We start from the raw sequence: 26,433 nt of genomic DNA on the forward strand, positions 1-26,433 counted from the left end.
TTAGTTCATTTAACTACAAATCGCCAGCAAGGAGTGCATTATTGCACTTGCGAACAAAATTTGTACGGTCTGTCGGGGACCGTCTTTGGGATAAATTTGAACTAAGGTTAGGAGTAACCAAAATGCTTACAGTTGGCGATACGCTTCCAGAATTCAATCTTACCGGTGTTTCGGGCAAAGGTCCGGACAGCTTCGCACCGGTTACCGACAAGTCCTATGAAGGCAAATGGAAGATCCTGTTCTTCTGGCCGAAAGACTTCACCTTTGTTTGCCCGACCGAAATCGTTGGTTACGGCGAACTGAACGGTGACTTCGAAGACCGCGATGCGGTTCTGCTTGGTTGCTCGACCGATACCGATTTCGTCCACGCTGCATGGCGTACCCACCACGAAGATCTGGGCGACAGCCCGTTCGTATGGCTGGCTGACGAGAAAAAAGAACTGTCGAACGCGCTTGGTGTTCTGGCCAAAGGCGAAGGCGTTGCTTTGCGCGCGACCTTCATCATCGATCCGGACAACATCATCCGTCACGTTCAGGTTAACGACCTTTCGGTTGGTCGTAACCCGCAGGAAGCCCTGCGTATTCTTGACGCGCTGCAGACAGACGAACTCTGCCCTTGCAACTGGAATCAGGGTGAAGCAACCCTTTAAGGTTTTCCAGACCGATTTGGATCCGGGCTTTGGCCCGGATCCGCTTTCAGTCCATCGGTGAGATTAATCCACGTACCCGCAAGGCTTGCGGTGTGCAAGATGGCTGCGGGCATTTTTCAGTTTTGAATTTCATTCTTCAGTCAAAAGGGGATGCTTCAATGTCTTCCATTTCCGAAATCAAAGACGTCATGCCGGACTATGCCAAGGATCTGAAGCTGAACCTTAGCAGCCTTGCCAACAATCCCGGCATGACCGATCAGCAGGTTTACGGCACCGCCCTTGCGTGCGCCTATGCATCGCGTAACGCAAAGCTTTTGAAAGCCGTTGCCGCCGAAGCCAAAACCAAGCTGAGCGACGAAGCGTTTCAGGCAGCCAAGGGCGCGGCTGCGATCATGGGTATGAACAATATCTATTATCGTTTCACGCATCTTGTGTCCGAGCCGGAATATGCGACCATGCCTGCACGCCTGCGCATGAACATCATCGGTAAGCCGGGTATTGATAAGGCCGATTTCGAGCTGTTCTCGCTTGCGGTTTCTGCAATCAATGGCTGCGGCATGTGCATCGACAGCCACGAGAAAGTTCTGAAGACCGCCGGAATCAAAAAAGAAACCGTTCAGAATGCGGTGCGCATTGCATCGGTGATCCATGCGGTTGCGGTTGTTCTGGATGCCGAGGATGCGTTGGCTGAATAAGCCGGGTGCTCCAAACTCAGTCCATTATTCGAAAAGCCCCGCTGCATTTTGCAAGCGGGGCTTTTTCGTTTGATCAGGCCGCAACCGGTTCGATCTGACGAAGCAGATTTTGACTGGCTTCGATGATCTGATCCGGCTGATCGAAATGCGGGATATGGCCGCAATCGGCAAGGATCATCTTGGTGGTAGTGCCGCTGACCTTGCCGCAGATAATGTGGACCTGTTCGTCGCTGCCGAACTGGTCGTCATTCCCCTGAATGACCAGAAGCGGGCAGGTGATGTTTGGCAGTTCGTCAATCATCTGCCAGTCGCGGAAGGCCGGTTGGCGCCATGTATCGACCCAGGCACGAAATACTGCATCGGTCTGGAAGAAATGGTGCCGTTCGAGTTTTGATTTCCAGTCAGTATTGGCATAGATCGATACCGCGTCATTGATCCCGGCAATCGTGACGTCCTCGACAAAAACATGTGCGGCTTCGCTGATGACGGCGCGGACATTGTCCGGGAAGCGGGCGGCATATTTAAGCGCGATGGTCGCTCCGTCGCTGTGCCCAAACAGGATCGGGCGATCAAGGCCAAGTTCACCGATCAGTCCGTGCAGATAGATATCGGTTTCAGTGTTATGGAAATCGACCGGACGGGGAATATCATTAGGGTCGTGTGGATCGGATTTTCCGTGTCCGCGTCGTTCGTAGACAATCACCGGATAGCCGGTTGCAGTGGCTAGTCTGGCCGGGAAATCGCGCCACATGCGGATGGTCCCGAGTGCCTCGTGAAGGAACAGGATCGTTGGCACATCCGGCCTGACATTGGTCGGGATGATCTGCTGACAGGATAGGCTGATGCCGTCCACAGTGACGTAGAAATTCTCGTTTTGCATGGCATGTCCGATTTATCGGTAATTCAGTGCGCAAATATTGAATTGGATAATGGACAGAAAAACGGGGCCCGGCAAGTGCCGGGCCCCATCGAATTTTCGGTGACCGGAAAACCGGCTTATTTCAGTGCGGCACAGGCACGTTTGATACGTGCGCATGCTTCGGTCAGTGCCTCGGTCGAGGTGGCATAGGAAATTCGGAAATACGGCGCAAGACCGAATGCCGAACCCTGAACCGCCGCAACGCCTTCGGACTCAAGAAGGTAGGTCACGAAATCGGTATCGGTTTCGATCACTTTGCCATCCGGGGTTTTCTTGCCAATCGTGCCTGCGCAGGACGGATAGACGTAAAACGCGCCTTCCGGCTTTTTGCAGGTCAGGCCTTCGCATTCGTTCATGGCCTTAACAACCAGATCGCGACGTTCCTTGAACACGGCAGCGCGTTCTTTAAGGAAGTCCTGCGGGCCGTTAAGGGCTTCGACCGATGCGGCCTGGCTGATCGAGGAGGTATGCGTGCTGGACTGGGACTGAACCTTATTGATCGCCTTGATCAGTTCAACCGGGCCCGCGGCATAACCAAGGCGCCAGCCGGTCATGGCATAAGATTTCGATACACCGTTACAGGTCAGGGTACGTGATTTCAGTTTCGGTTCGACCTGTGCGATGGTGGTGAACTCGAACCCGTCATAGACGAGGTGCTCGTACATGTCGTCCGACATGACCCAGACATTTTCATGTTTGAGCAGAACATCTGCAATCGCCCGCAGTTCGGCGCGCGAATAAGCCGCACCGGTCGGGTTCGACGGCGAGTTCAGAACAACCCATTTGGTTTTCGGCGTGATCGCAGCTTCAAGTTCGGCAGCGGTGATTTTAAAGTCGTTTTCTTCCTGGCATTCAACAACAACAGGAACGCCTTCGGCCATCAGGGTCATATCCGGGTAGGACACCCAGTACGGGGCCGGAATGACAACTTCATCGCCCGGGTTCAGCGTTGCAAACAGCGCGTTGAAAAGCGTCTGTTTGCCGCCGCAACCGACGGTGATTTCATCAATAGTGTATTCCAGGTCATTTTCACGTTTGAACTTCGCGACAATCGCCTTGCGCAGTTCCGGAGTACCGGCGACCGGAGTGTATTTGGTCTTGCCAGCATCAAGGGCTGCTTTGGCGGCGTCTTTGATGTTGTCGGGGGTATCGAAATCCGGCTCGCCTGCGCCAAGGCCAATCACATCAACGCCGGCAGCCTTGAGTTCAGCAGCCTTGGTGGTGACAGCAATGGTAGGAGAGGGTTTGATACGGCTCAAACGGTCGGCAATAAACGCCATTGGTCTGTTTCCCTGGAATGAAATGAAATAGAAAGAATCGCTTTCTTTCGGTTCGGACCCTACGCCCGTGTTTAAAGCAATTCAAGGCAGTTTCGCGCCTTTTGCGGGTTCTTTGGGATGAAAACGGCCCATCGCAGCATCCGATCCGAAAGTCATTACGTTTTAACGCGATGGTTCGATGCCTGTTCCGGTGTTTTTTGTCCTGACGTCTCCTGACAATTGTTGACAGCAGTTGTCAGGGCCGGGGGTTGCGATGTTGTCGCGGTGGCCTATAACTATGATCATGTCCAAAAAGGGATTAGTTCGATGAATGCGCCGATCCATGACGGCTTGCCGGAATTCTTGCTGAAACGTCGCCCGCCGGTTGCGGGATCGCGCGAATTCAAACTGGTGACCGATTATCAGCCCGCAGGTGATCAGCCAAAGGCGATCGCCGAACTGATGGACGGGATCAATAGCGAAGAACGCGATCAGGTTCTTCTGGGCGTGACCGGGTCTGGCAAGACCTTTACGATGGCCAATATCATCGCCAAAACCCAGCGCCCTGCCCTTGTTTTGGCGCCGAACAAGACGCTGGCAGCACAGCTTTATTCAGAGATGAAGGCATTTTTTCCGGAAAACGCGGTCGAATATTTCGTATCCTATTACGACTATTACCAGCCGGAAGCCTATATCCCGCGATCCGACACCTATATCGAAAAAGACAGTTCGATTAACGAGCAGATCGACCGGATGCGCCATGCGGCGACGCGTGCGATCCTTGAACGCAACGACTGTATCATCGTGGCCTCTGTCTCCTGCATTTACGGTATCGGTGCGGTTGAAACCTATCTGGAGATGACGCAGCGGATTGCGGTGGGCGATGAGGTTGATCGCAACCTGATCATGAAGCGGCTGGTTGAGTTGCAGTATACCCGCAACGATGCCGCATTTTCACGCGGGACATTCCGGGTACGTGGTGACGTTCTGGAAATCTTCCCGGCCCACGCCGAGGATCGGGCATGGCGTGTTTCCATGTTTGGTGACGAGGTTGAGGAACTGGCGGAATTTGACCCGCTGACCGGGCACAAATTTGCCACCATGGACTCGGTCACCGTCTATGCCAATTCGCACCACGTAACCCCGCGTCCGACATTGGTGCAGGCGATGACCGGTATCAAACAGGAACTGAAAGATCGGTTGGCGCAATTCCAGCAGGAAGGCAAGCTTCTGGCGGCCGAACGGATCGAACAGCGCACGATGTTTGATCTGGAAATGATGGAAACCGTGGGCCACTGCAAGGGGATCGAAAACTATTCCCGCTGGCTTTCGGGCCGAAATCCGGGTGAGCCGCCGCCGACATTGTTTGAATATCTGCCGGAAAATGCGTTGCTGTTTGTTGATGAAAGTCACGTTGCCGTGCCGCAGATCGGTGGCATGTTCAGGGGTGATTATAATCGCAAATTCACCCTGGCAGAACATGGCTTCCGCCTGCCGAGTTGCGTGGACAACCGTCCGCTGAAGTTCGAGGAATGGGAAGCCATGCGCCCGCAAAGCGTGTTTGTTTCGGCAACACCGGGCAACTGGGAAATGGAACGCACCGGCGGTGTGTTCACCGAACAGGTCATTCGCCCGACTGGTCTTATTGATCCGGTCTGCATCATCCGGCCGATTGAAACGCAGGTTGATGATCTGCTGGCCGAGGCAAAGGCATGTGCCGCCAAGGGGCAGCGCGTTCTGGTCACGACGCTGACCAAACGCATGGCCGAGGATTTGACAGAGTATCTGCATGAGCATGGGGTGCGGGTCCGTTACCTGCATTCGGATATCGACACGCTGGAACGGATCGAGATCATTCGCGATCTGCGGCTTGGCGTGTTTGATGTTCTGGTTGGCATCAACCTTTTGCGCGAGGGTCTGGATATTCCGGAATGTGCGCTTGTCGCGATTCTGGATGCGGACAAGGAAGGTTTCCTTCGGTCGAAAACGTCGCTGGTGCAGACCATCGGACGTGCGGCGCGTAACATTGATGGCCGGGTCCTGCTGTATGCCGACAAGATGACCGATAGTCTGGAATATGCGATTGGCGAAACCAACCGCCGCCGCGAAAAACAGATCGCCTATAACGAAGCCAACGGCATCACGCCGGAATCGGTTCGTAGCAAAATCCGCGACGTTCTGGAAAGCGTTGCCGAACATGATTATGTCACGGTCGATACCGGTGTTTCGGGCGATATTCTGATCGGGCACAATCTGCGTGCCCATATCGAAGACCTTGAAAAGCGCATGCGTGAAGCTGCCGGGAACCTTGAGTTCGAAGAAGCGGCACGCCTGCGTGACGAGATCAAGCGCCTTGAGGATCAGGAACTTGGCCTTGCCGATGCCGGGCCGATGGCACGCAGTATCGGAACCGTCGGGCCGGGGTCAAAATCGGCCAACAAGCCGAAATACAAGGGGCGTCGACGCAGCGGACCTTGAGCGGCAAAAAGTGATCGCTGTATAACGGTTTAAAATAGCGGGCCTGTTGTGAATGCGACAGGCCCGTATTCCTTTGTACCGAAATCCAAGGCATCCCCATGTCCGTTTCCTTCTGCAAATCTGCACGCGCGTTCAACCTGATCAACAGGTCGATGCCAACCGGGGTGTTAAATGCCATTACCGATGTCGCGGGACTTTCAGTCGGGCATGTCACATTGCGTGATGGGAATCGGCAAACCGGTGTAACCGCGATCCTGCCGCATCAGGGTAACCTGTTTCGCCAAAAGGTTCCGGCGGCAGCACACGTGATCAACGGCTTTGGCAAATCGGCCGGTTTGATGCAGGTGAACGAGCTTGGCTGTCTGGAAACGCCGATTGTGTTGACCAACACATTGGCCGTTGGCACCGCATTCAATGCGCTGGTTCGTCATGCGGTGGCCGGAAACCCCGATATTGGCCGCGGAACCGGCACGGTCAATCCGCTGGTGTTTGAATGCAATGACGGGTTCCTGAACGATATTCAGGCGATGTGTATCCGCGAGGGCGACATTGACGCGGCGATTGCCAATGCCAACAACAGCACAGGCGTGTTTGAACAGGGGGCGGTCGGGGTAGGAACTGGCATGTCGTGCTTTGGCTTCAAGGGCGGCATTGGCTCGGCGTCTCGGGTGATCGAACTGGATGGCAATAGCTATCAGTTCGGGACGCTTGTCCTGTCCAATTTCGGGCGACCAGGGGATTTCATCCTGCCTGACGGGCGACGTGTGGTTCCGCCCAAGGTCCGCGATGTCCCGGAAAAGGGATCGGTGATCATTATCATGGCAACCGATATCCCGCTGGATCACCGGCAGCTTGACCGGGTGGCAAAGCGTGGTGGTGCCGGACTCGCACGGATGGGGGCATATTGGGGCAATGGCAGCGGTGATATCGCGCTGGCAATGACCACCGGCTGGACGATCAGCCATGATGAAGACCGCGATATTGTACCGGTGATGATGTTAAACGAAAACCGCATCGATAGGTTGTTTCGTGCTGCTGCGGAAACAACGGTCGAAGCCGTTTTGAATTCGATGACCTTCGCCCCGGCGACAACCGGGTTTCGCGGAAACTGGCGGCCTGGTCTTGCTGACTGGTTACACGGCAGCGATACGTGATTTTTCGTTCAACCACCTGAAATAAAAAGCGATATGTCAAACTGGATATCTGGTCTGAAGACCTGCCCGTACGGATAGTTGCACCTGATTTGAACGTCCTCATATAAGGCAGGTCTTTAATAAGAGGCCTTGATCTTGGGGGCGGGGAAGGCAACCTTCAGTTTAGTTTTACTGATCGGACGGTTTTGTCGCAATGGAGACGTTTTTGCCCGGTTTTGTGCGCTACCGGATCGCATTTTATGCCTTGATCCTTTTTTGCGGGGGCGGCAGAAGTGCGTTTGCAGCCGAACTGGTAATTGCAATCAATGATGCGCCGCCATACCGCATCGTGATCGATACGGGTCGAGAACCGGAATTTTCCGGCATATATGTCGAAGTTTTGAAAGAAGCAGCTTCCCGCGCCGGGCATTCCCTGCGGTTTGATGTGGTACCGTTTCGCCGGGCACTTTATCTGATGGAAGAAGGTGGGGCGGATATCATGCTGGGGCCAAACCGCACGGCCGATCGCGAGAAATTCATGTATTTCTTCGATGCCCCGTTACCCGATGAGCCAAAGGCAATTTATCAACAGGGTTTAAGCCGCGATATCCGGCAGGTCGAAGAACTGGTCGGCCAGTATGTCGGCGTGCTTCGCGGCGCGTCCTATCCCCATGCACTGGCATTCGAAGACGGCATCCAATGGGTCGAGGCCGCAGACTATCTCACGCTGTTTCGTATGCTTAATCAGCGGCATCTTGATGCGGTTATCGTGCCGGAATTGCTGGCGGCAGATTTGCTGGCGGGCAAGAAACTGGCGGTGCGCAAGGCCAGTCTGGTATTGCAGGGGGAGCCGTCATTTATCGCGCTATCGCGGAAATCTGTGTTCTTTCTTGACCGCGACTATCGTAGTCTGGAGCAGGAACTGATCAAAATGCGTGACGATGGCACCTTTGGCGAGATTTACCATCGGTACGCCAAGCCAAAGTTATAGGGATCTTTGGCCTGGCGGAAGCTGGCGGTTACATGAACAGTTTTTCGTCTTCCATGCCCTTATAAAGGTCGGCAACATACTGGCCATAGCCATTGTAAATCTGTGTCGGGACTTCATCCCCGGTGGTCAGCAGACGTTCCTGTGCCTGGCTCCAGCGGGGATGCGGGACTTTGGGGTTCACATTGGCCCAGAAGCCGTACTCTCCGTCGTTAAGATGTTCCCAGAAACTGACCGGGCGTTTGTCGGTGAAGGTGAAGCGGACAATCGATTTAACGTTCTTGAAGCCGTATTTCCACGGGGTAACCAGACGCAGCGGCGCGCCGTTCTGTTTGGGAAGCGGTTCGCCATAAATGCCGGTTGCGATCATCGCAAGTTCGTTTGTGGCCTCTTCAATTGTCAGGCCTTCGATATAGGGCCACGGATACCAGAACTGCCGCAGGCCCGGCATGGTATCCTTTTGTTCGGCAGTTTGCATTTCGATGTATTTTGCGCCTGAAAGGGGCTTGGCATAGTCGACCAGTGCCTTCATCGGGAAACCGGTCCAGGGGACGGTCATCGCCCAGGCTTCGACGCAGCGGAAGCGATAAACGCGTTCTTCCAGCGGCATTTTGCGCACCAAATCATCAAAATCGATTTCAATCGGCTTTTCGACCATGCCATCGATCTTGACAGTCCATGGGCGGATTTTCATCGCTTGGGCCGCGTCGGAAATGAATTTGTGCGATCCGAATTCATAGAAGTTGTTATAGGTCAGCGCCTTTGATTTATCGGTAATGGCGCGATCAACAACGTAGGCCGGATTGCGCATCGCCGGATAAAGATCGGCGGTGGGATCGGATCCTTGGGCCAAAGCGCGACCGATCGGCAGACTGGTTGCCGCCGCGCCGATGGACCCTGCGGCAATGCCTTTCAGGAACTGACGACGGTTTTTGTAAATGGATTGCGGGGTTGCATCGCGTTCGGCGATTTCCCAACCCTTCTTGCGGCGTATCAGCATCTAACCCTCCAATCTGGCGTATTCCCAATGTCTAAGGAAAAGGTGCTTCGGGCAAGTAACGCCTCGGTGAGGGGGCGGTGAAGCCGGAATTTCATCCGAAACGGTCATTGGTACGCTTTGTCCTGCATACGATAGCAAAATCGTAACGGATTGATCGTGCCAGATGATCGGTTGCAGGGTATTGTGATCATAAATCAAACGATCCGACTGACAGGATCGACGATGCAGTATCTGTTCAGGGAACGAAAACGTGTTTGAATTCAAGGATATCGAGATTTTACAGGACATCGTGAAGGCAGGCGGCTTTCGGGCTGCGGCTCAGAAATACGATCTGTCCCAGTCGGCGATTTCATCGCGGGTTTCCGCACTTGAGAAAAAGCTCGGCATCATGCTGTTTGACCGGTCCAATCGGCAGGTGCGCCTTACGGCGGCTGGTCTTCGGTTTCTTGAGGAAGCACAGCGTTTGTCACGCGCACGCGATCGTATCTGGCAGGAATTGACCCATCCGGGGGAACTGAGCGGCACGGTTCGTATCGGTGTGGCGGAGACCATCGTTCATACGATCCTGACCGACATGTTGAACAAGCTCAAAGACGATTATCCAAAGGTGCGTTTCGAATTGTCGGTAGATACATCCGGCCAACTGGCAATGACCATGGCTGATGATGCGCTTGATGTCGCAATCATGTTGCGGGAATCGGTGCCACAGGGGGCGGTTGCCGCGGCCCTTAAGCCGGTTCAACTGGGCTGGTATTGCACCGGATCGATGGATTTGCCCGATCATCCGCTATCACTGGCCGAGCTTGCCGAACATGCAATTGTCACCTTCCCAAAGGGAACCCCCCCGTTTCGCGAGGTCGAAAGCATCTTTTCCGCACCCGATATTTCGCCGCCTGCATTACATGGATCGGCGTCACTTTCGACCGTGAAACACCTTGTCGGCGGAGGTTTTGGGATCGGTGTTCTGCCATCCCTGATGGTCACAAATTCCGTTTGGGATGAACATATTAAGGCGATCCCGGTGCAGGACGAAGCCCGGCTGACCGACCTTCATTTCGTGATCAGTTATTATCCGGAACGCAACCGTGAAATAGGCGAGGCGGTGATCGAGGCGGCCAGATTGTTCGATCAAACTGATCGATAAATTAGATCATAAATTGACTAAAATGATTTCTTGACAAGATCGGTTGAGTTTCTCAAGCTTATTGCGAGGCTGAGAACAGGACCGAATAAATGAACGCGACAAAAAGCGCATCTTGTTCCCCGACGACCGTTTCGGAATCTGCATCGACGATATCGCCGCTGGCTTTGCGCCACGCAATCCGTTCTGGAAAACATTGGGGCACCACCACCGGATATGCATCCGGATATCTGCAGGGCAATCTTGCGATTCTGCCGGCAAGCTATGCCGACGAGTTCCTTAAATTTTGTGCCAAGAACCCGAAATCATGCCCTTTGATCGGCATGTCTGAACCGGGGTCGCCATATATTCCGGAACTTGGTGCAGACCTTGACATTCGCACCGACCTGCCGGGCTATCGCGTGTTTCGCGGGACCACGGATTTTGATAGTGTTTCCGATCTGAACGCCATCTGGCGCGATGACCTGGTGACCTTTGTTCTGGGCTGTTCATTTTCGTTCGAGGCGGCGATTACCCGCAGTGGTGTGCCGCTGCGTCATATGGACGCCAATCGGAACGTTCCGATGTATGTGACCAACATTGCCACCACCCCGGCCGGGTGTTTCCATGGCCCGCTGGTGGTTTCGATGCGGTCTTTCAAACCATCCGATGCCATTCGTGCCATTCTGTATTCCGATCGTTATCGCCTGGCGCATGGTGCGCCGGTACATATTGGCGATCCGGCAAGTATTGGCATTTCCGATCTCATGAAGCCGGACTTCGGCGACGAACCTGTCGTGGACGAGGGGGATATCCCGGTTTTCTGGGCCTGTGGCGTTACGCCGCAAATGGCGATCCGCAATGTTTTGCCGGACCTTGCCATCACGCATGAACCCGGTCTGATGCTGGTGACAGATGTGCTGGCAGAAGCCGCGGAATTTTCACTGCAGACAAAGATCGCCTGAAATCACAAATAAAACCTAGCTATCAGAGAGGACCATCTCATGAAAAAGACAGTATCATCGCTACTTGCCGTTTCGGCCCTTGGTGCCGGTATGATGGCATCCCCTGCCTTTGCCGAAGACCTTTCGGTTGTCGGCAGCTGGAGCAGCCTGCCGCTGAACAAGCAGTTTGAAACACCGTTCTGGACCGAAGAACTACCAGCAGCATCGAACGGCGAAATCAATGTTCAGATGACCACCCACGATCAGATGGGCATCGGCGGCGGCGACGTTTTCCGTATTCTGAATGACGGTGTTTTCGATGTTGGCATGACGGTTGCCGATTATGCGGTTGGCGACGCCCCCGAACTTGAAGGCCTTGATGTGCCGCTGGTTGCCAACACCGCCGAAGAAGCAAAGGCGATGGTTGAAGCCGCCCGCCCGATGGTCGAGGATATCTTCAAAGACCGTTTCAATGCCAAGGTTCTTGCAATTGCGCCATACCCGCCGCAGGTCGTTTTCTGCAAAGGTGATGTGACCTCGCTTGAAGACCTTAAAGGCAAAAAGGTTCGTGGTTCGGGTCGCATGACCACCAAGTTCCTTGAGGCGCTGGGGGCCAACGGCGTCAATGTTGCGTTTTCCGAAGTACCGGGCGCGCTTGAACGTGGTGTGATTGATTGTGCCGTTACCGGTGCTGGTTCGGGATACAGTGCGGGTTGGTGGGAAGTTTCCGACCACCTGATGACCATTCCGCTTGGCGGCTGGGACCCGGTCGTAACAGCGATGAATTTCGACAAGTGGAACAGCCTGTCGCCGGAAATGCAGAAACTGATCACCGACGAAGTCAATTCGAAATTCGAAGCTCCTGCCTGGGCTGCGGCCGCTGATGCGCTTGAAGCCGATATTGCGTGTCTGACCGGTAATGGAACCTGCCCGGCGGGTGATCCGGCCAGCATGACATTGGTTGAGGCATCCGATGCCGATCTTGCCAAAGCCAAGGAAATCCTGACGACCGTTGTTTTGCCGGAATGGGCCGAACGCGCTGGTGCTGATTGGGTCACACGCTGGAACGAAACGGTTGGTAAAACCGTCGGTGTTACCGTACCTCTGAGCTAAGCCGTAAACCAGCCGGAGGAGGCCGCAACCGTGACTACCTCATTGATTGCGGCCATCCGCCGCATTAACCGTATGATCGCGTTGCTTGTCGGACTTGTTCTGACAGGCTGCGTGATCCTGATTATCGCAGACATTCTTTTGCGTGAAGTCGGCATTTCCTTTGGGGGAGCGGACGAAATATCGGGCTATGTGATGGCCGGTGTTGCCAGTTGGGGCATGTCCTATGCCCTGACGGAACTGGCCCATGTCCGCATTGACCTTATTCGTTTGCGCCTGCGTCAGCGTGGCAAGGCGATGCTTGATCTTCTTGCGATCATTGCCCTTGCCGGAACGTCGATTGTTATTGCTGTGCAAAGCTGGCCGGTTCTGCAAAAGACGATTGAACGCGGATCTCGCGCCAATACCCCGCTTGAAACGCCATTATGGATACCGCAATCGATCTGGCTTTCCGGCTGGATATGGTTTGCCGTGTGTTCTAGCATTCTGGTGATCCTGACGCTGTCGCTTCTGGTCAAGCGAAACCTTGAACAGGCAGATGCGCTAGTTGGTGCACGCTCCGAACTGGAGTTGGAAGCATGATCTTTACAGTTACCGCATCGCTTCTGGGGCTTTTGGCCCTGTCCATTCCGGTCGGGATTGTTCTGTTCCTTCTGGGGTTCGGGGTCGATCAGCTGTTTTCGCCTTTCCCGCTTTTGCGCGGGCTTGGGCAGGTGGTCTGGTCATCATCGAATTCATCAACCCTGATCGCCATTCCGTTCTTTGTGCTGCTGGGGGAAATTCTGGTGCGCGGGGGCATTGCCGAACGCACCTATGAAGCCCTTGATAAATGGTTTTCGTGGCTTCCGGGCGGGTTGATCCACGCCAATATTGGTACTGCAACGATGTTTTCAGCAACGTCGGGATCATCTGTTGCAACGGCGGCGACGGTTGCGACCGTTGCCATGCCGCAGGCCGAAAAGCTTGGTTATGATCCCAAACTATTTTCCGGCGCGATTGCCGCGGGCGGGACGCTTGGTATCATGATCCCGCCATCGATCAACCTGATCGTCTATGGCTTCCTGACCGAAACATCGATCCCGCGTCTTTTCCTTGCGGGTCTGATCCCGGGGCTTCTGATGGCGGTGGCCTTCATGATGGTCACTGCGATCCTGTGCAAGATCAAGCCGACTCTTGGCGGCACAAGCCGTTCGTTCACATGGTCGGAACGCATCGGAAGTTTGCAGCATCTTTTGCCGATTGTGGTTCTGTTCCTTGTGGTGATCGGCTCGATCTATGCCGGTTGGGCAACGCCAACTGAATCGGCCGCCGTCGGGGTGGCGATTGCGATGCTGATTGCGGCATTCAATCGCGGTGTTTCCCGCGAAATGATCGAACGCTGCCTGTATGGCACGGTTCGGATCACCGCTATGATCATGCTGGTGATTATCGGTGCCTATTTCCTGAACTTTACCCTGACCGCCGCAGGAATGGGGCGCGAGCTTAAGGACCTTCTGACCGGTCTGAATTTTTCGCCGATGGGGACTTTGATGGTCGTGATCCTGCTTTACATCGTGCTGGGTTTCTTCATTGAAACCCTGTCGCTGATGGTGGCGACCATTCCGATCATTGTGCCGATCATGACCGGCATGGGCTTCGATAAAGTATGGTTTGGCATTCTTTTGATTGTCCTGATCGAGATGGCTCTGATCACACCGCCAGTCGGACTTAATCTTTACGTCGTGCAGGGCGCACGCAAATCGGGTCGATTGTCCGATGTGATGCTGGGCGTCATTCCGTTCGTTCTGGTGATGCTTGCCATGATTGCCCTGCTTGTCGCGGTGCCGTCCGTCGCGCTGTTCCTGCCCGATATCCTTTGATTCGGTCGGGATAAACACGCGCGAAAATACGCATCATGTCTTGATCTTTTGTGCCTTCGGGGCGGACCGGGAAACCGGTCCGCAACCGCCAGATGCGCGCAAAATTCGAAAAATCAGAATTGGGATAACGCAAATGCAGATGAATTTTACCCTTGATGGCAACGAAGTCAGCTTTGAAATCGGCCATTGCACAGTTGCGGGGTGGACCGGCCGCGATGCCAAGGCGATCCAGCATCACATTGACGAACTGGCCGCTATCGGGGTCAAGCCGCCTTCGACCTTGCCGCTGTATTACCGCACGTCGTTTGGCATGCTAACCCAGGCCCCCGTGATCGAGGTGGTTGGCAAAGGCACATCGGGCGAGGTCGAGCCGCTGGTGATCGCAAAAGATGGCGTTCTGTATCTTGGGCTGGCATCAGATCACACCGACCGGGAACTTGAAGCCCATTCAGTTGCACTGTCAAAACAGATTTGTGCCAAGCCGGTCGCCGATGCGATCTGGAAGTTTGATGATGTTGTCGATCATCTGGAAAAGATCGAACTGAAATCATGGATCCGTGAAGGTGATGGCGATGAATGGGTTCCCTATCAGGAAGGCACGATTGCATTGATCCGTCCGCTTTCCGATCTGATCGAAGGATCGGGGCTAAAGGCGGCGGGTGCCAATGGCAAGGCGGCTGCGATGCTGTGCGGGACTTTTGGTGCGAAGGGCGGGGTGCGCCCGGCACGTTCGTTTAAAATGGCAATGCATGATCCGGTCCGTGATCTGAGCATTACGCACAGCTATGACATTGTTGAACTGCCAGAAATCGCCTAGGCTCGGTTCCAGAAAATTTCCAGAAAAATCAAAATATAACGGAGGCAGCCCGATGGGCGCGATCATCGACAAGGCAAAGGCCGCAATCGACAGGGTCGATCAACTGGGTGATTTGGCAGCCAGGATTTTCACCGAGTTTGACCGCGGCCGCATTTTGCGTGATGCGGCTGCTGCCGAGGAACGCGTTGCGCAATCGGCTGAATCTTTGCCATTGGCCGGTATGCTGATTTCGGTGAAGGACCTTTATGACGAGGCCGGTGTAATCACCACGGCAGCATCAAAATTGTTGCAGGGTTGCCCGGCAGCAACGCGGGATTGCGAAATCATTGCGCGTATCAAGGCTGCCGGTGCGGTGCCGTTTGGGCGCACCGCACTTAGCGAATTTGCCTATTCCGGTGTCGGGCTTAACCCGCATTACGGAACGCCGGGCAATGTGTTTGACTCTGAAGGCATTCCGGGCGGGTCGACATCAGGTGGTGCTTTGACGGTGGCACTTGGTCTGGCTGATATCGCGCTTGGCACCGATACCGGCGGATCGGTCCGCATTCCGTCGGCGATCAACGGGCTTTATGGCTATAAACCCAGCCGTTTGTGGATGTCGGGCGAAGGCATTCATCCGCTTGCCAAAAGTTTTGACACGGCAGGGCCGCTTGCCGGTGATCTGCAAACCGCGATTACCGCGTTTGAAGTCATGTCGGGCAAAACCGTCCCCGCACAGGACGGCAAACCCACACCGATCAAAATCGGTGTGCCAGCCCATGCCTTTGTGAATGATCTTGATGACCGCGTGCGGGCGGATTTTGATACGGTTTGCAAAAAGCTGACTGATGCAGGGCATCAGTTGACCGAGATTGATCTGGGCTTTTTGGCCGAGAATGCAGTGATCAACAAAATCCTTGTCGCTGCCGAGGCGCACAAAATCTACTCGCAGGATTTCAAGGCGCTTGAAACCTGTGGCGATCCGCGTGTGCTTAACCGGATGCGTTTTGCCGATACGTTAAGTGCAGCGGACCTGATTGATGCCTATGCCAAACGGACCGACTTGATTGCGATGTTCAGTTCGGCCATGGCGGATGTCGATGTCATGATTTCGCCGACATTGCCAATGATGGCACCCAAGATCGCCGAAGTCGAAGCTGACTTCGACCGTTTGAACGCGATGATGTTGCGCAACACATCCTATCTGAACCTTTCGGATGCCTGCGCCATTTCAATCCCGGTTCCGGCTGGTAACGGCGTTGCCCCGGGGGCATTGATGATTGCGGCACCGCACGGGCACGACTTTGCCGTCCTGCATGCGGCGCGCCGGATTGATCCTCTGCTCGCGTGAGTTTCAGTCCCATTGATCTAGAAAAGCTCCCGCATGTCGCGGGAGCTTTTTTTACAGATCCAAAGTTAATCGGCCACTGCTTTGCATGCGCGATACGCAGATGCACATCTGATCGTTCTGGGCCTTTTGACCGTCGCCCAGAAAGGCATCGCGATGTGAAATTTCGCCGTCGTGCGACAGAACGGCTGATGCGCAGATCCCGCAATTCCCCTTTTTACAGTCGTAAAGCGGATCAATGCCTTCATCGATCAGCACATCAAGGATCGATTTCCCGACGGGAATGTCGAAAGTCTGGTTGCTTTGTTGAAGATGGACTTCGAAGGGGCAGTCATCAGATTGGGCAACAGGGGTGGTGAAACGTTCGTAATGGATATTCTCTGAAGCCCATCGATTGCGCCGTGCTGTATCGAGAACAGCGTCGATCAGCGCCCCAGGTCCGCAAACATAAACATGTTTTTCCGCCTTTGCCGGTCCAATAATGGCGTCAAGGGGCATACCGCGAGAGGGATCGCCGCCATCAAAATAAAGAGTGCAGCATCCGTTCGCCGTATCGAGAACGTCTGTCATCAGTGCCATGTCTAAATGGCTTCGGCTGCCATAGTGCAGGAAGAAATCCTTGCCGGATTTTGCCAAACCATGTGCCATTGCAATGATTGGTGTGATCCCGATCCCGCCAGCAATCAGAATGGATTTTTTTGCATCTGTTTTAAGGGGAAAATCGTTCTGTGGTGGTTCGATTTCGATGATGGTGCCTGTCTCGACCTGTGTATGCATGAAGGAGGATCCTCCTTCACCGTCAGCTTCGCGAAGGACGGCAATTCTGTATTTGTCGGTCTGATCAGGATTGATCACGGAATAGGATCGTTTGCCCGGCTCGCCCTTGTTGTCCGTGACCGAGACTTTGATATGGGCACCTGGTTCACAGGCTGGGAGCACCTGGTCATCGCACGGGACGAGATCAAATCCGCGGATGCGATCTGTAAGATCATAGGCCTGTTGGACCATAACTTTAAGCATGACGATTTTCCTTCCCGGTCCCCGAATTTGATTTTCGGGTGTGATTATGGCTGGGATTAAATTGGATCCAGATTAAATCAATTGGATCCAATTTTGTCAAATCTCATGTGTATAAGTGTAATGGCCTTCAGGCATCGAGATTAATCTTCGCGTTCTATGATGGTGAAGTTCTCAGGCATATCCTGTGTCGGGCTGAGGATTTTGGTGTAGCGCAAAGCGGCATTCGCATGTTCGCGCATTAGTGCTTCTGCGCGCGCACCCTGCCTGTTGTCAATTGCATCAAAAATGATGTGATGCTGCATATGGCTGAAGTTGAACCGCCTGTATTCGCCGATCATATCGTCGCGGTTAAAGGCGATGGATGAAACGGATGCAAAGGGCAGGTGGTCATTCCGCGAAAGGGCGTCTTCGATTGCGATATTGCGGCTTGCCTCAATGATCGTGTTATGGAACCGCATGTTGAAGTCATGATAGGATTCCATGTCTTCATCGGTCAAAAAGCCCTTTGAAAACAGCGTATCTCCAACAGAAAGACATTCAAGAAGATGGTTTCTTGCTTGTGGGGACAGGCCTCTTTCGCAGGCCAGTCTTGCGGCAAGTCCTTCTAGGACGCCGCGGACTTCGATGGCGTCTGCGATCTCGGTCGGTGTGATCGAGCGGACGGTGTATCCGCGACGATCACCTTTGCGTAGCAGGCCTTCCTGTTCGAGTGTGCGGAACGCAATCCTGACGGGGGTGCGCGATACGCCAAGGCGTTCGGCAATCGGGATTTCGGCCACCCTTTCGCCCGGTGAAAGTTCACCATTGGCGATCATTTTTCGCAGCGTTATCAAGACCCGCTGGCCGTGCTTGCTCATGCCTGGTTCCGTCTTTTTGAGTGGATGCTGATCATAGTTCAGATCGGTCGGGCGAAAAAGTCTCTTGCCAAATTGGATCCAATTTATCTACAATTATAACTATAACAAAAAGAGATGTGGATACAAATCCACCTGAGAGTGATCGATTTGGCCTTGCGCCAAGGGAGAGAAAACATGTTCCTGCGTAACTTCTGGTACGTTGCGGGCTGGGATAGCGAAATTGGTCGCAAACCCGTCGCACGTACGATCTGTAACGAAAATATTGTTTTGTATCGCCGTGCCGACCGTTCGCTGGTTGCGCTGGAAGACAGTTGCCCGCATCGGCTTTTGCCGTTGAGTCAGGGGCATGTCGAAGGTGACCGCCTTGTTTGCGGCTACCATGGTCTTGAGTTTGATGGCGATGGTGCCTGCGTGCACATGCCCAATCAGCAAAGCATCCATCCGGAAGCCTGCGTTCGCGCCTATCAGGTTGTTGAAAAAAACCGTTTTGTGTGGGTCTGGATCGGTGACAATGAAAAGGCGGATCAAAGCCAGATCCCTGAAATACCGCATGCATCCGAGGATGGATGGGTTTTCGATGGCGGCACCTATGATGTGAAATGCGGTTACGAGTTGCTGGTCGATAATTTAATGGACCTTAGCCACGAGACATACGTGCACCCGTCCAGCATCGGCCAGCTTGAAATTACGGAAAGCCTGCCTTCAACGCGTTCTGATGACGAGAGTGTTACCGTTGAACGCTGGATGGAAAACATCGTTCCGCCGCCATTCTGGGCAAACAATCTGAAATCCAGGGAAATATGTGATCGCTGGCAGATCTGCACATTCACGCTGCCATCCAATGTCATGATTGATGTCGGGGTTGCGCTTGCCGGAACTGGTGCGCAGCAGGGAGATCGATCAAAGGGTGTGACGGGTATTGTTGTGAATTGCATGACGCCGGAAACCGAGACCACATGCCGTTACTACTGGGGAATGGTCCGCAATTTCGACATCCATGATCACGGTTTGACGGCAAATATCAGGGATGCACAGGCCAAGGTTTTTTATGAGGACCTCGAAGTGGTTGAAGGGCAGCAGGCCAATTTGCTGCGACATCCCGAGCGCAAGCTTTTGAATTTCAATATTGACGCTGGCGGCGTACGAGCACGCCGTTTGATAGACCGCGCACTGGCCGCGAACTGATAGCCGGTATCCACAAAATGCCGGGTAAACCAGTCCGGTAGAAACAAAACAAGAGAGAGAACCGCACAATATCGGTGAACCGCACCAAAACCGTGCAAAGCGGGCGGGATATTGTGCGACTTTCAGGGAAAAGTCTGAGGTTGACCATGTTTAAACGCCTGCTTGTATCGGCAGCGATTGCTGCTGGCTGTTTATCGCCTGCGCAATCTGCCCAAACCGACCCCGAATTCACCTTTGTGCTGGAACATGTATTGGGGCCAAAATCGACGGCACAAACCCAGTTCCTTGAACCTTGGGCCAAGCGGATCGAGGAGCAATCCGATGGCCGGATCAAGATAGAGATTTATCCCGCCATGTCATTGGGCGGGAAGCCGACCGAACTTTATAGCCATATCCGCGATGGTGCCGTTGATCTGGGCTGGAGTGCACTTGGCTATACGCCGGGCGTCTATCCACGTAGCGAAGTGTTCGAGCTGCCATTCGTTCATACCGGCAGCGCCGCCGTTACGAATTTGGCGATCCAGGATATCTATGAAAAACACCTGTCGCAGGATTTCAAAGATATCAAACCGCTTCTGATCCATGTGCATACCGGGCAGGCGATCTTTACCACGAATAAAAACATCCAGAGTTTTTCGGATGTAAGTGGCATGAAACTGCGTGCGCCGTCTCGCACCGGCGTCTGGATGCTTGAAAGCTGGGGCGCGCAGCCAGTCAGTATGCCGGTCCCTGATTTGCCACAGGCGCTGTCGCTTGGGGTAGTTGATGGTGCCTTGATCCCCTTTGAAGTCGCGATCCCCTTCAAGATTCAGGATATGACGAAATATTCCATCGAAGGTGCCGATGGTGTGCGCTTTGGCACTCTTGTTTTCATGTTTGCGATGAACAAGGATCGTTATGAAGCGTTGCCCGATGATCTGAAAAAGGTCATTGACGATAATTCCGGTGCGAATATTGCCAAGGAAATTGGCGATGCCTGGGATGCGATTGAGCCGCGTGGCGAAGACATCTTTTCCAAGTCTGGCGAGGTTGTCCGCCTGTCACAGGAGGAAACCGACAAGTTTGCCGAAAAATCAGATCAGGTTATTGATCGCTGGATTGCAGAAATGAATGAAAAAGGCATCGATGGTGCTGCAATGGTCGAAGCAGCCCGTGCTGCAATCAATAAATACAGCAACCATAATTGATCTGCGAACCGATGGACGGGTTGCTCTCGCCAGTACGGCAATAATCAGATTCGCGATGTCGCATTAAAAAACGGCCCGGAATTTCCGGGCCGTTTTTCTTTGAAAACCGGGTCAATCAGCTTTCCAGCAGGGAGCGCAACATCCACGCGGTTTTTTCATGGACCTGAATGCGTGCGGTCAGAAGGTCCGCGGTGGCGTCATCGTCTGACGAGTCACAGATCGGATAAAGTGAGCGCGCAGTTTTGATCACGGTTTCATGGCCTTCGACCAATTGTGCAATCATGTCCTTGGCTGCGGGCACACCGGTTTCTTCCGGGATTGACGACAGTTTGGAATAGGCCGAAAAACTGCCCGGGGCAAATGCGCCCAGCGAACGAATACGTTCGGCAACTTCGTCAATCGCCATGGCAAGCTCGGTATATTGCTGTTCGAACATGGTGTGCAGGGTCTGGAACATGGGGCCGGTCACGTTCCAGTGGAAATTATGGGTCTTAAGGTACAGTGCATAAGAATCTGCCAGAACGCGGCCAAGGCCGTCGGCGATTGCAGTGCGGTTGGTTTCATTGATTCCAATATCGATCTGCATGTTTTCACTCCGGTTAAAGGGGCGCATGCCCGAAGGTTTTCTCTTTGTCTGCAAAGAGTATCAACGATTGGAAAACTTTACGCCAATCAATAGTTTAATGATTAGCGATAGATCAATTCTATTACTTTCTATGTGGTTTTTGTCGCGTACTTACGACCATGTCGGCCTGCTTGCCTACAAGTTCCTGCATGTGCGAGAAACTCCGCGTGAAAAAGCCCGTTCCCTGTGTCAGTGATCGTAGCTCCATCACCATATCGCCGGTTTCGGATGCGGGCATTTGGACATCAATTTCGTCCCATCCCTGCCAGCCATCCTTGGCACTGAAACCAAGGATCTGACCGCGCCGGGTGCTTACCAGCCGCTGGGCCTTGGATGTGAATTCCGACGGGATCGAAATCGCGTATCTTTCGATTGGTTCAAGCAGAACCGACTGCGCTTCCTTAAGCGCATCAGCGATGGCGATGCGTCCGGCCATCTGAAATGCCTGATCGGAACTGTCAACCGCGTGATAGGACCCGTCAACCAGTTCGACCGCGATATCAACCACCGGAAAACCAAGCGGTCCTGAACGCATGGCATCGCGCACCCCCTTTTCGACAGCGGGGATATATTGCCGGGGAATGGCACCGCCGACGATCCGTTCATTGAAGGAAAAACCTTCGCCGCGTCCAAGGGGTTTCAGTTCGATCTGGGCATCGCCAAACTGCCCATGTCCGCCGGTCTGCTTTTTATAGCGACCCCGTGCCTGTGCCGGTTTTCGCACGGTTTCCTGATAGGCGGTTTCAACCGGTCTGGTTTCGATTTCAAGGTGATAGCGACTGCGAAGTTGGGCAAGTGCGACCTGAAGGTGAATATCACCATGGCCCCGCAATACAAGTTGCCCGGTATCGTCGCTATGAACGAACGACAGAGATCTGTCCTGTTCGCAAAGATGGCGCAATGCTTCGGTCAGTTTGACGTCATCGCCGGGCTTGGTGACTTCCAGTCCGGTCTCATAAAGCGGGGGCAAGGGATCTGGCCAAAGACTATCCGTCTCGCCATCGGATGTGCATAGCGAACCGGTGCGCAAATGATCAATGCGCGGCAGGCCGACGATGCTGCCAAATGTACCGATATCGAGCTTTTCGTGCTTGTCGCCAAATACCTGACATATGCCCGCGATCTTGTCGCGACCAAGTGTGTCGCCGTTCTTTATCTGCCCCGAAAGAACCCGCCCATAACAAAACCGCCCCGCATGGGGCAGATGAACGGTTTTGAAAATCTGGACAGTAGCAACATCGCCTCGCGGTTCAACGCCAAGGCGATGTGCGCATACATCGGCATTTGGCGCTTCGTGGCGCAATGCCTTTAACAATCGAATGATCCCGTGGTCATGCTCAGCTGACCCAAAGAACACCGGAACGATCAAATCCTTGGCCAGATCACGCTCAAGATTGTCATAGATGGTTTCCCTTGCCGGTTTCTGATCTTCAAGGATTTGTTCAAGCAGGTTGTCGTCAAAATCGGCAAGTGCTTCAAGCAATCCATCGCGGACCTCGGCTTCGCGTTCTTTGGCGTTGGCAGGTAGAGCGATCAGTTTTGAAGGTTGTCCTTCCAGATATTGATAGGCTCGTTCGGAAACGACATCGACGAAACCGGTAATGGTATCGTCAGGCCCCTTGCCGTCGCGTATTGGAATCTCACGGAGCACAAGCGGGCGCTCCGAAATTGATTGCAGCGCATCGAGGCTATCGCGCAAGCGAATGCCGCCATGATCGGTTTTGTTGATGAAAATCAGATGCGGAATACGATTGCGATCCAGAAATTTCAGGATCGGTGCGGCGATCATGGCGCGTGTCGGATCGGGTTCGACAACCACGATTGCAACATCGCATATCATTGCTGCTTCACGGGCATCCTGTGAAAAATCAACCGAGCCTGGGCAATCGATAAAGTGCCATTCCTCTTCCAGATATTGGGTTTGGGCAACCGTCATTTCGGTGCTCATTTGCCGTTCGCGTGCGTCGGCTGTTGCATCGCCGATTGTTGTACCGTCACGAACGGACCCCTTGCGATGGACGCGGCCGGTTGCGGCAAGAAGGCTTTCAAACAGGCTGGTCTTGCCACTGGAATAGGGGCCGATTAACGCGGCACATCGTGGAACGTGACGGGGGCTAGTGAGGGGATTTGTAGCATCTGTTTTGTCTTTTGGAGCTTTGGACGGGGGCATGGACATCTCCTTGACGCATCATGGGACGCATGGGACCGGTCCGCGCATGGAGATCTGTATTATCCCGCCTAAATAAGCGGTTTGCCAATTCCATGTGCTTTCTGCAAATGATGCAGCCGGTCAGGACGTTACGCGAGCCCGGTTTTTCCGGGTCTGTGTGGTGCGGGTGTCCGGTCTGCGTTGGCACAGAAGGCAACAGGGTACGGGTGCCGGAAGGGAATGCAGTTGCATGCGTCATTCCGGATTGGCGTGTTTCTGCCAATGCGGAGCCGGACAATCTTCAGGATAGATCATTATTGGCTACATCGCTATCAAGGGTTTACGGGTTCCTGTGCCCCTTTTTGACCATAATTCGCCCTCAAATGGCCCTATGCGGCCTGTTTTCCTGCCCTATTCACAAGGCAGCTTAGGTATTGTCAGTCGAGGCAACGGCCAGAACCTTCTGTCCCCCCTCAAACGTCTTCTGGCCCGTTCTTTCATCTTCCCCCGAAGAAAGAACAATCCTAGGCCCCGGCTGATCGGTCTCCCCAAGACCATGAAGACCCCGAAAATGGGGCGGGTAAATCCCGCCCCTTCTTTTTTCCCAAAACGGGAAACGGTTATTCGCGGTCGTTGCTCCCAACTTTATTTTGCCCCAATTTGCCCCTGAATGGTCATTACCGGCCGGTTTTTACGCCCCAATTCAAGGGCATATTCACAATTGTCAGATGCGGAAACGCCGGTGAAGCGCCCCTCCCTCGCTACTCACCGGGACCTTTAAAATCACTGTCCCCCGCAGTGATCTGCACCCCAAGGTCAAGGCACCGTATCTGACCGGTCTCCCCAAGACCATCTGTCCCCAAAAAGCGTGGGGCGGGCAAATCGCCCGCCGCGCGCTTTTTCTTTGTGGAAACGACAAAGGCGATAAGCGCATCTACCTAGAGGCTGAAGATCGGCGTTGGCGTTTCACGCCCGCGCACGGTGACCTCGCCGCGAGCCTGCCATGCGAACTCTTCTTCGCAGGACTTCACCGTATCCTCGGTTGCAAGGATGTAGCTTCCATATTGTTTGTTAAGCTGTTCAAGCCGGGCGGCGATATTGACGTTGTCGCCATGGACGGTAAAGGTCAGTCGGTTTTCCGAGCCAATCGCACCAATCACGATATCCCCGGTATTGATGCCGCATCGGGTTCTAAGCTTTCCACCATGACAGAATGTGGTGTCGGCACAGAGCCGTGTGATATCAATTGCCGTGCGGACGGCGTTTAGCGCGTGATCGGGATCAGGTTTGACGGCGTTGAAGGTAATCAGCATGGCATCCCCCTGAAACTGGGTGATGACGCCGCCGTGTTTGTTGATCACGTTGCTGGTTGCCGCGAAATATTCATTGAGCATTGCGGCAAGTTCCTGCGGGCTCAGCTTTTCGGAAACGCCAGAAAACCCTTCTATATCGGTGAACATGACGGTGGCTCTTGCGGCTTCGCCGTCGCCGGGTTTGATTTGCTGGCTTGCATGGGTAATGCGGGCCGCGACCTCGGGCGAGATAAAGCGCGACAGCTCGCTTGCCGCGATTTCATCGGTAACGGCACGGGTAAAGGAACGCTGTGCTCGTGAAACCGCAATCGCCAGCACGACTGATACCAGAACAATGGCAATGATCTTGTCGATCTCGGCCCCGATCAGGATCGAATTGGATGTCAGATAGGTCACATAATCCCGTGTGACCATGCTTTCGCCCCGTTCGCTCCAGATCACATAAAACACCAGTATCAGCCAGCCAATCGCCGCCGTTGCCCCGGCCAGCAAAATATAACGCGGATCAAACCGCAGGGTGCGCAACGAGATGAAGATGAACACATAGATCATGGTCGGCGCTTTGAGATAGAAGCTTGCCGGTTGCATATACTGGATATGGAAGCTCCAGATCAGGACCATCAGCAAACCAATATCGGCAATGACCGACAGCGTCAGGAACCAGTTCGACAGGCTGCCGCGGTAGGACAGCGCCAGCCGGGTAAAGGTAAACAGGAAATACAGCCCCAAAGCCCACGGCACCGGATGAATTCCGGTATTCATGAATGTCTTGGGCGAGACGGTATAAAGGGCGGCAAAAATTGTCACCAGCAACAGCTGTACCCAGCCGATCAGTTTTTCGCTGTCTTGTTGCTGAAGCGCAATTGCATCGCGCACACGGTCTGGCAGACGATCCTGTGCCGGTTTGCCGAACAGGAATTGGCCAATATTGTTTTTCATGATTTCAACCCTGATCGTCACACGCCATTGCACGCAGACCCCATACTGCGCGGTTTTTCTGTGACTGCCAAGCTGGGGCCGATCACAGTTGCGCGTGTTAGAGCGGGGGGGATTTCATCAAGGCAAAAAAAAGCCGGGCAACAAATGTGCCCGGCAAGTTTATCAGGGAGGCTTCACGTCTGGGAGACGTAGGACCCTTCTCAGGGCCCTGGGTATGCCGGGCAGGGCGCCCGACAAAGACCGAAAATTCGGTCAGGGAGAAAACTCTGTACCGCGATGCAGTTGTTCACCGCTGCGGTTCGAATAGGAAGATAGCGTTTTTGACGGGAAACACCACTGTCAAATTGCTCATTCAGCCATGCGTAAATTGCATAAATCTTGGGCTGCGAAAATTATGATGCTAAATTATTGTAAAATATAAAATATTTATAGATTCTAATGCGTATGTTTCCTGTCTGTAGGCTGATCCGGTGCTACTTAATTGTGCGAATGCGAAAAAAAAGCCGGTAGCTAGGGGGAGCTACCGGCAAGATCAACAGGGAGGCTTTAACGTCTGGGAGACGTGGAATCCAGGGAAGATTCCAAGCCGAATAACGTTTCGGCAGACGGATCATGCGGAGATCAGGGAAAGATGAAAGCGCTCGTCGCTTTCGCGGTCGCTAACAACTTCTGATGTGAATATACGCATATGATCTTACGCTTAAAAATAGAATAAAAACAATCCAACCATGCGCTCAGCGCATGGCGAAAAAATGTCAGTAATTTGAAGCTATTATGACTGCATTTTCCCGGGAAAGCTGATTTTGCGCGCTGATGAGCTGGTTCAAAAGATCATCGCCGAAGGAAATTCGCGTCAAGG

The 26,433-nt window shown here is 53.7% G+C and carries 22 protein-coding genes; 14 read left to right on the forward strand and 8 right to left on the reverse strand.

The features are described from left to right. Positions 1 to 122: 122 nt before the first annotated feature. Together TH5_RS03305 and ahpD are read left to right on the forward strand one after the other, a co-directional pair. A complete protein-coding gene (locus TH5_RS03305) occupies positions 123 to 650 on the forward strand; it encodes a peroxiredoxin (RefSeq protein WP_007090070.1) in 528 nt (175 codons plus the stop codon). 158 nt (positions 651 to 808) lie between these two features. Continuing rightward, positions 809 to 1,345, forward strand: coding sequence for an alkylhydroperoxidase, AhpD family (gene ahpD / locus TH5_RS03310; protein ID WP_114120720.1), 537 nt, complete (start codon positions 809 to 811; stop codon positions 1,343 to 1,345). Between the two features lie 73 nt (positions 1,346 to 1,418). Here ahpD and TH5_RS03315 read toward each other — a convergent pair whose 3' ends face one another. Both TH5_RS03315 and TH5_RS03320 read right to left on the reverse strand, forming a co-directional pair. Further along, entirely contained in the window at positions 1,419 to 2,225 is an 807-nt protein-coding gene (locus tag TH5_RS03315; protein ID WP_114120650.1) for an alpha/beta fold hydrolase, read from the reverse strand. 116 nt (positions 2,226 to 2,341) lie between these two features. Continuing rightward, positions 2,342 to 3,544: an aspartate transaminase gene (locus tag TH5_RS03320; protein WP_114120651.1), complete on the reverse strand. Its 1,203-nt coding sequence runs from the start codon at positions 3,542 to 3,544 to the stop codon at positions 2,342 to 2,344. Between the two features lie 306 nt (positions 3,545 to 3,850). Here TH5_RS03320 and uvrB point away from each other — a divergent pair, with 306 nt between their 5' ends. From uvrB to TH5_RS03335, 3 genes are all read left to right on the forward strand, one after another. Beyond that, on the forward strand, positions 3,851 to 6,001 hold the full coding sequence (gene uvrB / locus TH5_RS03325) for an excinuclease ABC subunit UvrB (RefSeq protein WP_114120721.1): 2,151 nt from the start codon (positions 3,851 to 3,853) through the stop codon (positions 5,999 to 6,001). Positions 6,002 to 6,099: 98 nt separating this feature from the next. Continuing rightward, positions 6,100 to 7,155, forward strand: coding sequence for a DmpA family aminopeptidase (locus tag TH5_RS03330; protein ID WP_208638388.1), 1,056 nt, complete (start codon positions 6,100 to 6,102; stop codon positions 7,153 to 7,155). A 205-nt stretch (positions 7,156 to 7,360) separates the two neighbouring features. Beyond that, positions 7,361 to 8,125 carry a substrate-binding periplasmic protein gene (locus TH5_RS03335; RefSeq protein WP_167443447.1) on the forward strand — a complete coding sequence of 255 codons (765 nt, stop codon included), beginning with the start codon at positions 7,361 to 7,363 and terminating at the stop codon, positions 8,123 to 8,125. Positions 8,126 to 8,153: 28 nt separating this feature from the next. Here TH5_RS03335 and msrP read toward each other — a convergent pair whose 3' ends face one another. After that, the gene (gene msrP, locus TH5_RS03340; RefSeq protein ID WP_114120653.1) at positions 8,154 to 9,122 is read right to left on the reverse strand and encodes a protein-methionine-sulfoxide reductase catalytic subunit MsrP; all 969 of its coding nucleotides are present in this window, start codon (positions 9,120 to 9,122) and stop codon (positions 8,154 to 8,156) included. Positions 9,123 to 9,372: 250 nt separating this feature from the next. On the opposite strand from msrP, the gene TH5_RS03345 reads away from it, so the two are divergent. The 7 genes from TH5_RS03345 to TH5_RS03375 all read left to right on the forward strand — a co-directional run bounded on the left by TH5_RS03345 (position 9,373) and on the right by TH5_RS03375 (position 16,302). Continuing rightward, on the forward strand, positions 9,373 to 10,266 hold the full coding sequence (locus tag TH5_RS03345; protein WP_114120654.1) for a LysR family transcriptional regulator: 894 nt from the start codon (positions 9,373 to 9,375) through the stop codon (positions 10,264 to 10,266). Between the two features lie 89 nt (positions 10,267 to 10,355). After that, positions 10,356 to 11,207, forward strand: a complete 852-nt coding sequence (locus tag TH5_RS03350) for a putative hydro-lyase (RefSeq protein ID WP_114120655.1) — start codon at positions 10,356 to 10,358, stop codon at positions 11,205 to 11,207. 39 nt (positions 11,208 to 11,246) lie between these two features. Further along, complete coding sequence (locus TH5_RS03355; RefSeq protein ID WP_114120656.1) at positions 11,247 to 12,299, forward strand: TRAP transporter substrate-binding protein; 1,053 nt, start codon at positions 11,247 to 11,249, stop codon at positions 12,297 to 12,299. 30 nt (positions 12,300 to 12,329) lie between these two features. Then, on the forward strand, positions 12,330 to 12,878 hold the full coding sequence (locus TH5_RS03360; protein WP_231887024.1) for a TRAP transporter small permease subunit: 549 nt from the start codon (positions 12,330 to 12,332) through the stop codon (positions 12,876 to 12,878). Continuing rightward, positions 12,875 to 14,155: a TRAP transporter large permease gene (locus TH5_RS03365; protein ID WP_007090059.1), complete on the forward strand. Its 1,281-nt coding sequence runs from the start codon at positions 12,875 to 12,877 to the stop codon at positions 14,153 to 14,155. The genes TH5_RS03360 and TH5_RS03365 overlap by 4 nt, the downstream gene beginning before the upstream one ends. A gap of 133 nt (positions 14,156 to 14,288) precedes the next feature. After that, positions 14,289 to 14,972 carry a DUF2848 domain-containing protein gene (locus tag TH5_RS03370; protein WP_114120657.1) on the forward strand — a complete coding sequence of 228 codons (684 nt, stop codon included), beginning with the start codon at positions 14,289 to 14,291 and terminating at the stop codon, positions 14,970 to 14,972. Positions 14,973 to 15,024: 52 nt separating this feature from the next. Then, positions 15,025 to 16,302 carry an amidase gene (locus TH5_RS03375; protein ID WP_114120658.1) on the forward strand — a complete coding sequence of 426 codons (1,278 nt, stop codon included), beginning with the start codon at positions 15,025 to 15,027 and terminating at the stop codon, positions 16,300 to 16,302. Between the two features lie 51 nt (positions 16,303 to 16,353). Here the strand turns inward: TH5_RS03375 and TH5_RS03380 are convergent, their stop codons facing one another. Both TH5_RS03380 and TH5_RS03385 read right to left on the reverse strand, forming a co-directional pair. After that, complete coding sequence (locus TH5_RS03380) at positions 16,354 to 17,319, reverse strand: PDR/VanB family oxidoreductase (protein WP_114120659.1); 966 nt, start codon at positions 17,317 to 17,319, stop codon at positions 16,354 to 16,356. Positions 17,320 to 17,459: 140 nt separating this feature from the next. Further along, positions 17,460 to 18,176: a GntR family transcriptional regulator gene (locus TH5_RS03385; RefSeq protein WP_114120660.1), complete on the reverse strand. Its 717-nt coding sequence runs from the start codon at positions 18,174 to 18,176 to the stop codon at positions 17,460 to 17,462. A 174-nt stretch (positions 18,177 to 18,350) separates the two neighbouring features. Here TH5_RS03385 and TH5_RS03390 point away from each other — a divergent pair, with 174 nt between their 5' ends. Together TH5_RS03390 and TH5_RS03395 are read left to right on the forward strand one after the other, a co-directional pair. Next, on the forward strand, positions 18,351 to 19,361 hold the full coding sequence (locus TH5_RS03390) for an aromatic ring-hydroxylating dioxygenase subunit alpha (protein ID WP_114120661.1): 1,011 nt from the start codon (positions 18,351 to 18,353) through the stop codon (positions 19,359 to 19,361). Positions 19,362 to 19,507: 146 nt separating this feature from the next. Next, positions 19,508 to 20,548 (forward strand): TRAP transporter substrate-binding protein, encoded by a 1,041-nt coding sequence (locus TH5_RS03395; protein WP_114120662.1) that lies wholly within the window; start codon positions 19,508 to 19,510, stop codon positions 20,546 to 20,548. A gap of 115 nt (positions 20,549 to 20,663) precedes the next feature. Here the strand turns inward: TH5_RS03395 and TH5_RS03400 are convergent, their stop codons facing one another. The 3 genes from TH5_RS03400 to TH5_RS03410 all read right to left on the reverse strand — a co-directional run bounded on the left by TH5_RS03400 (position 20,664) and on the right by TH5_RS03410 (position 25,574). Then, positions 20,664 to 21,134 carry a Dps family protein gene (locus TH5_RS03400; RefSeq protein WP_114120663.1) on the reverse strand — a complete coding sequence of 157 codons (471 nt, stop codon included), beginning with the start codon at positions 21,132 to 21,134 and terminating at the stop codon, positions 20,664 to 20,666. 121 nt (positions 21,135 to 21,255) lie between these two features. Then, positions 21,256 to 23,343: an elongation factor G gene (locus TH5_RS03405; RefSeq protein WP_114120664.1), complete on the reverse strand. Its 2,088-nt coding sequence runs from the start codon at positions 23,341 to 23,343 to the stop codon at positions 21,256 to 21,258. A 917-nt stretch (positions 23,344 to 24,260) separates the two neighbouring features. Beyond that, the gene (locus TH5_RS03410; protein ID WP_114120665.1) at positions 24,261 to 25,574 is read right to left on the reverse strand and encodes an adenylate/guanylate cyclase domain-containing protein; all 1,314 of its coding nucleotides are present in this window, start codon (positions 25,572 to 25,574) and stop codon (positions 24,261 to 24,263) included. Between the last annotated feature and the right edge of the window lie 859 nt (positions 25,575 to 26,433).

Source organism: Thalassospira xianhensis MCCC 1A02616, from assembly GCF_003326475.1.
GTDB classification, from domain to species: Bacteria; Pseudomonadota; Alphaproteobacteria; order Rhodospirillales; family Thalassospiraceae; genus Thalassospira; species Thalassospira xianhensis.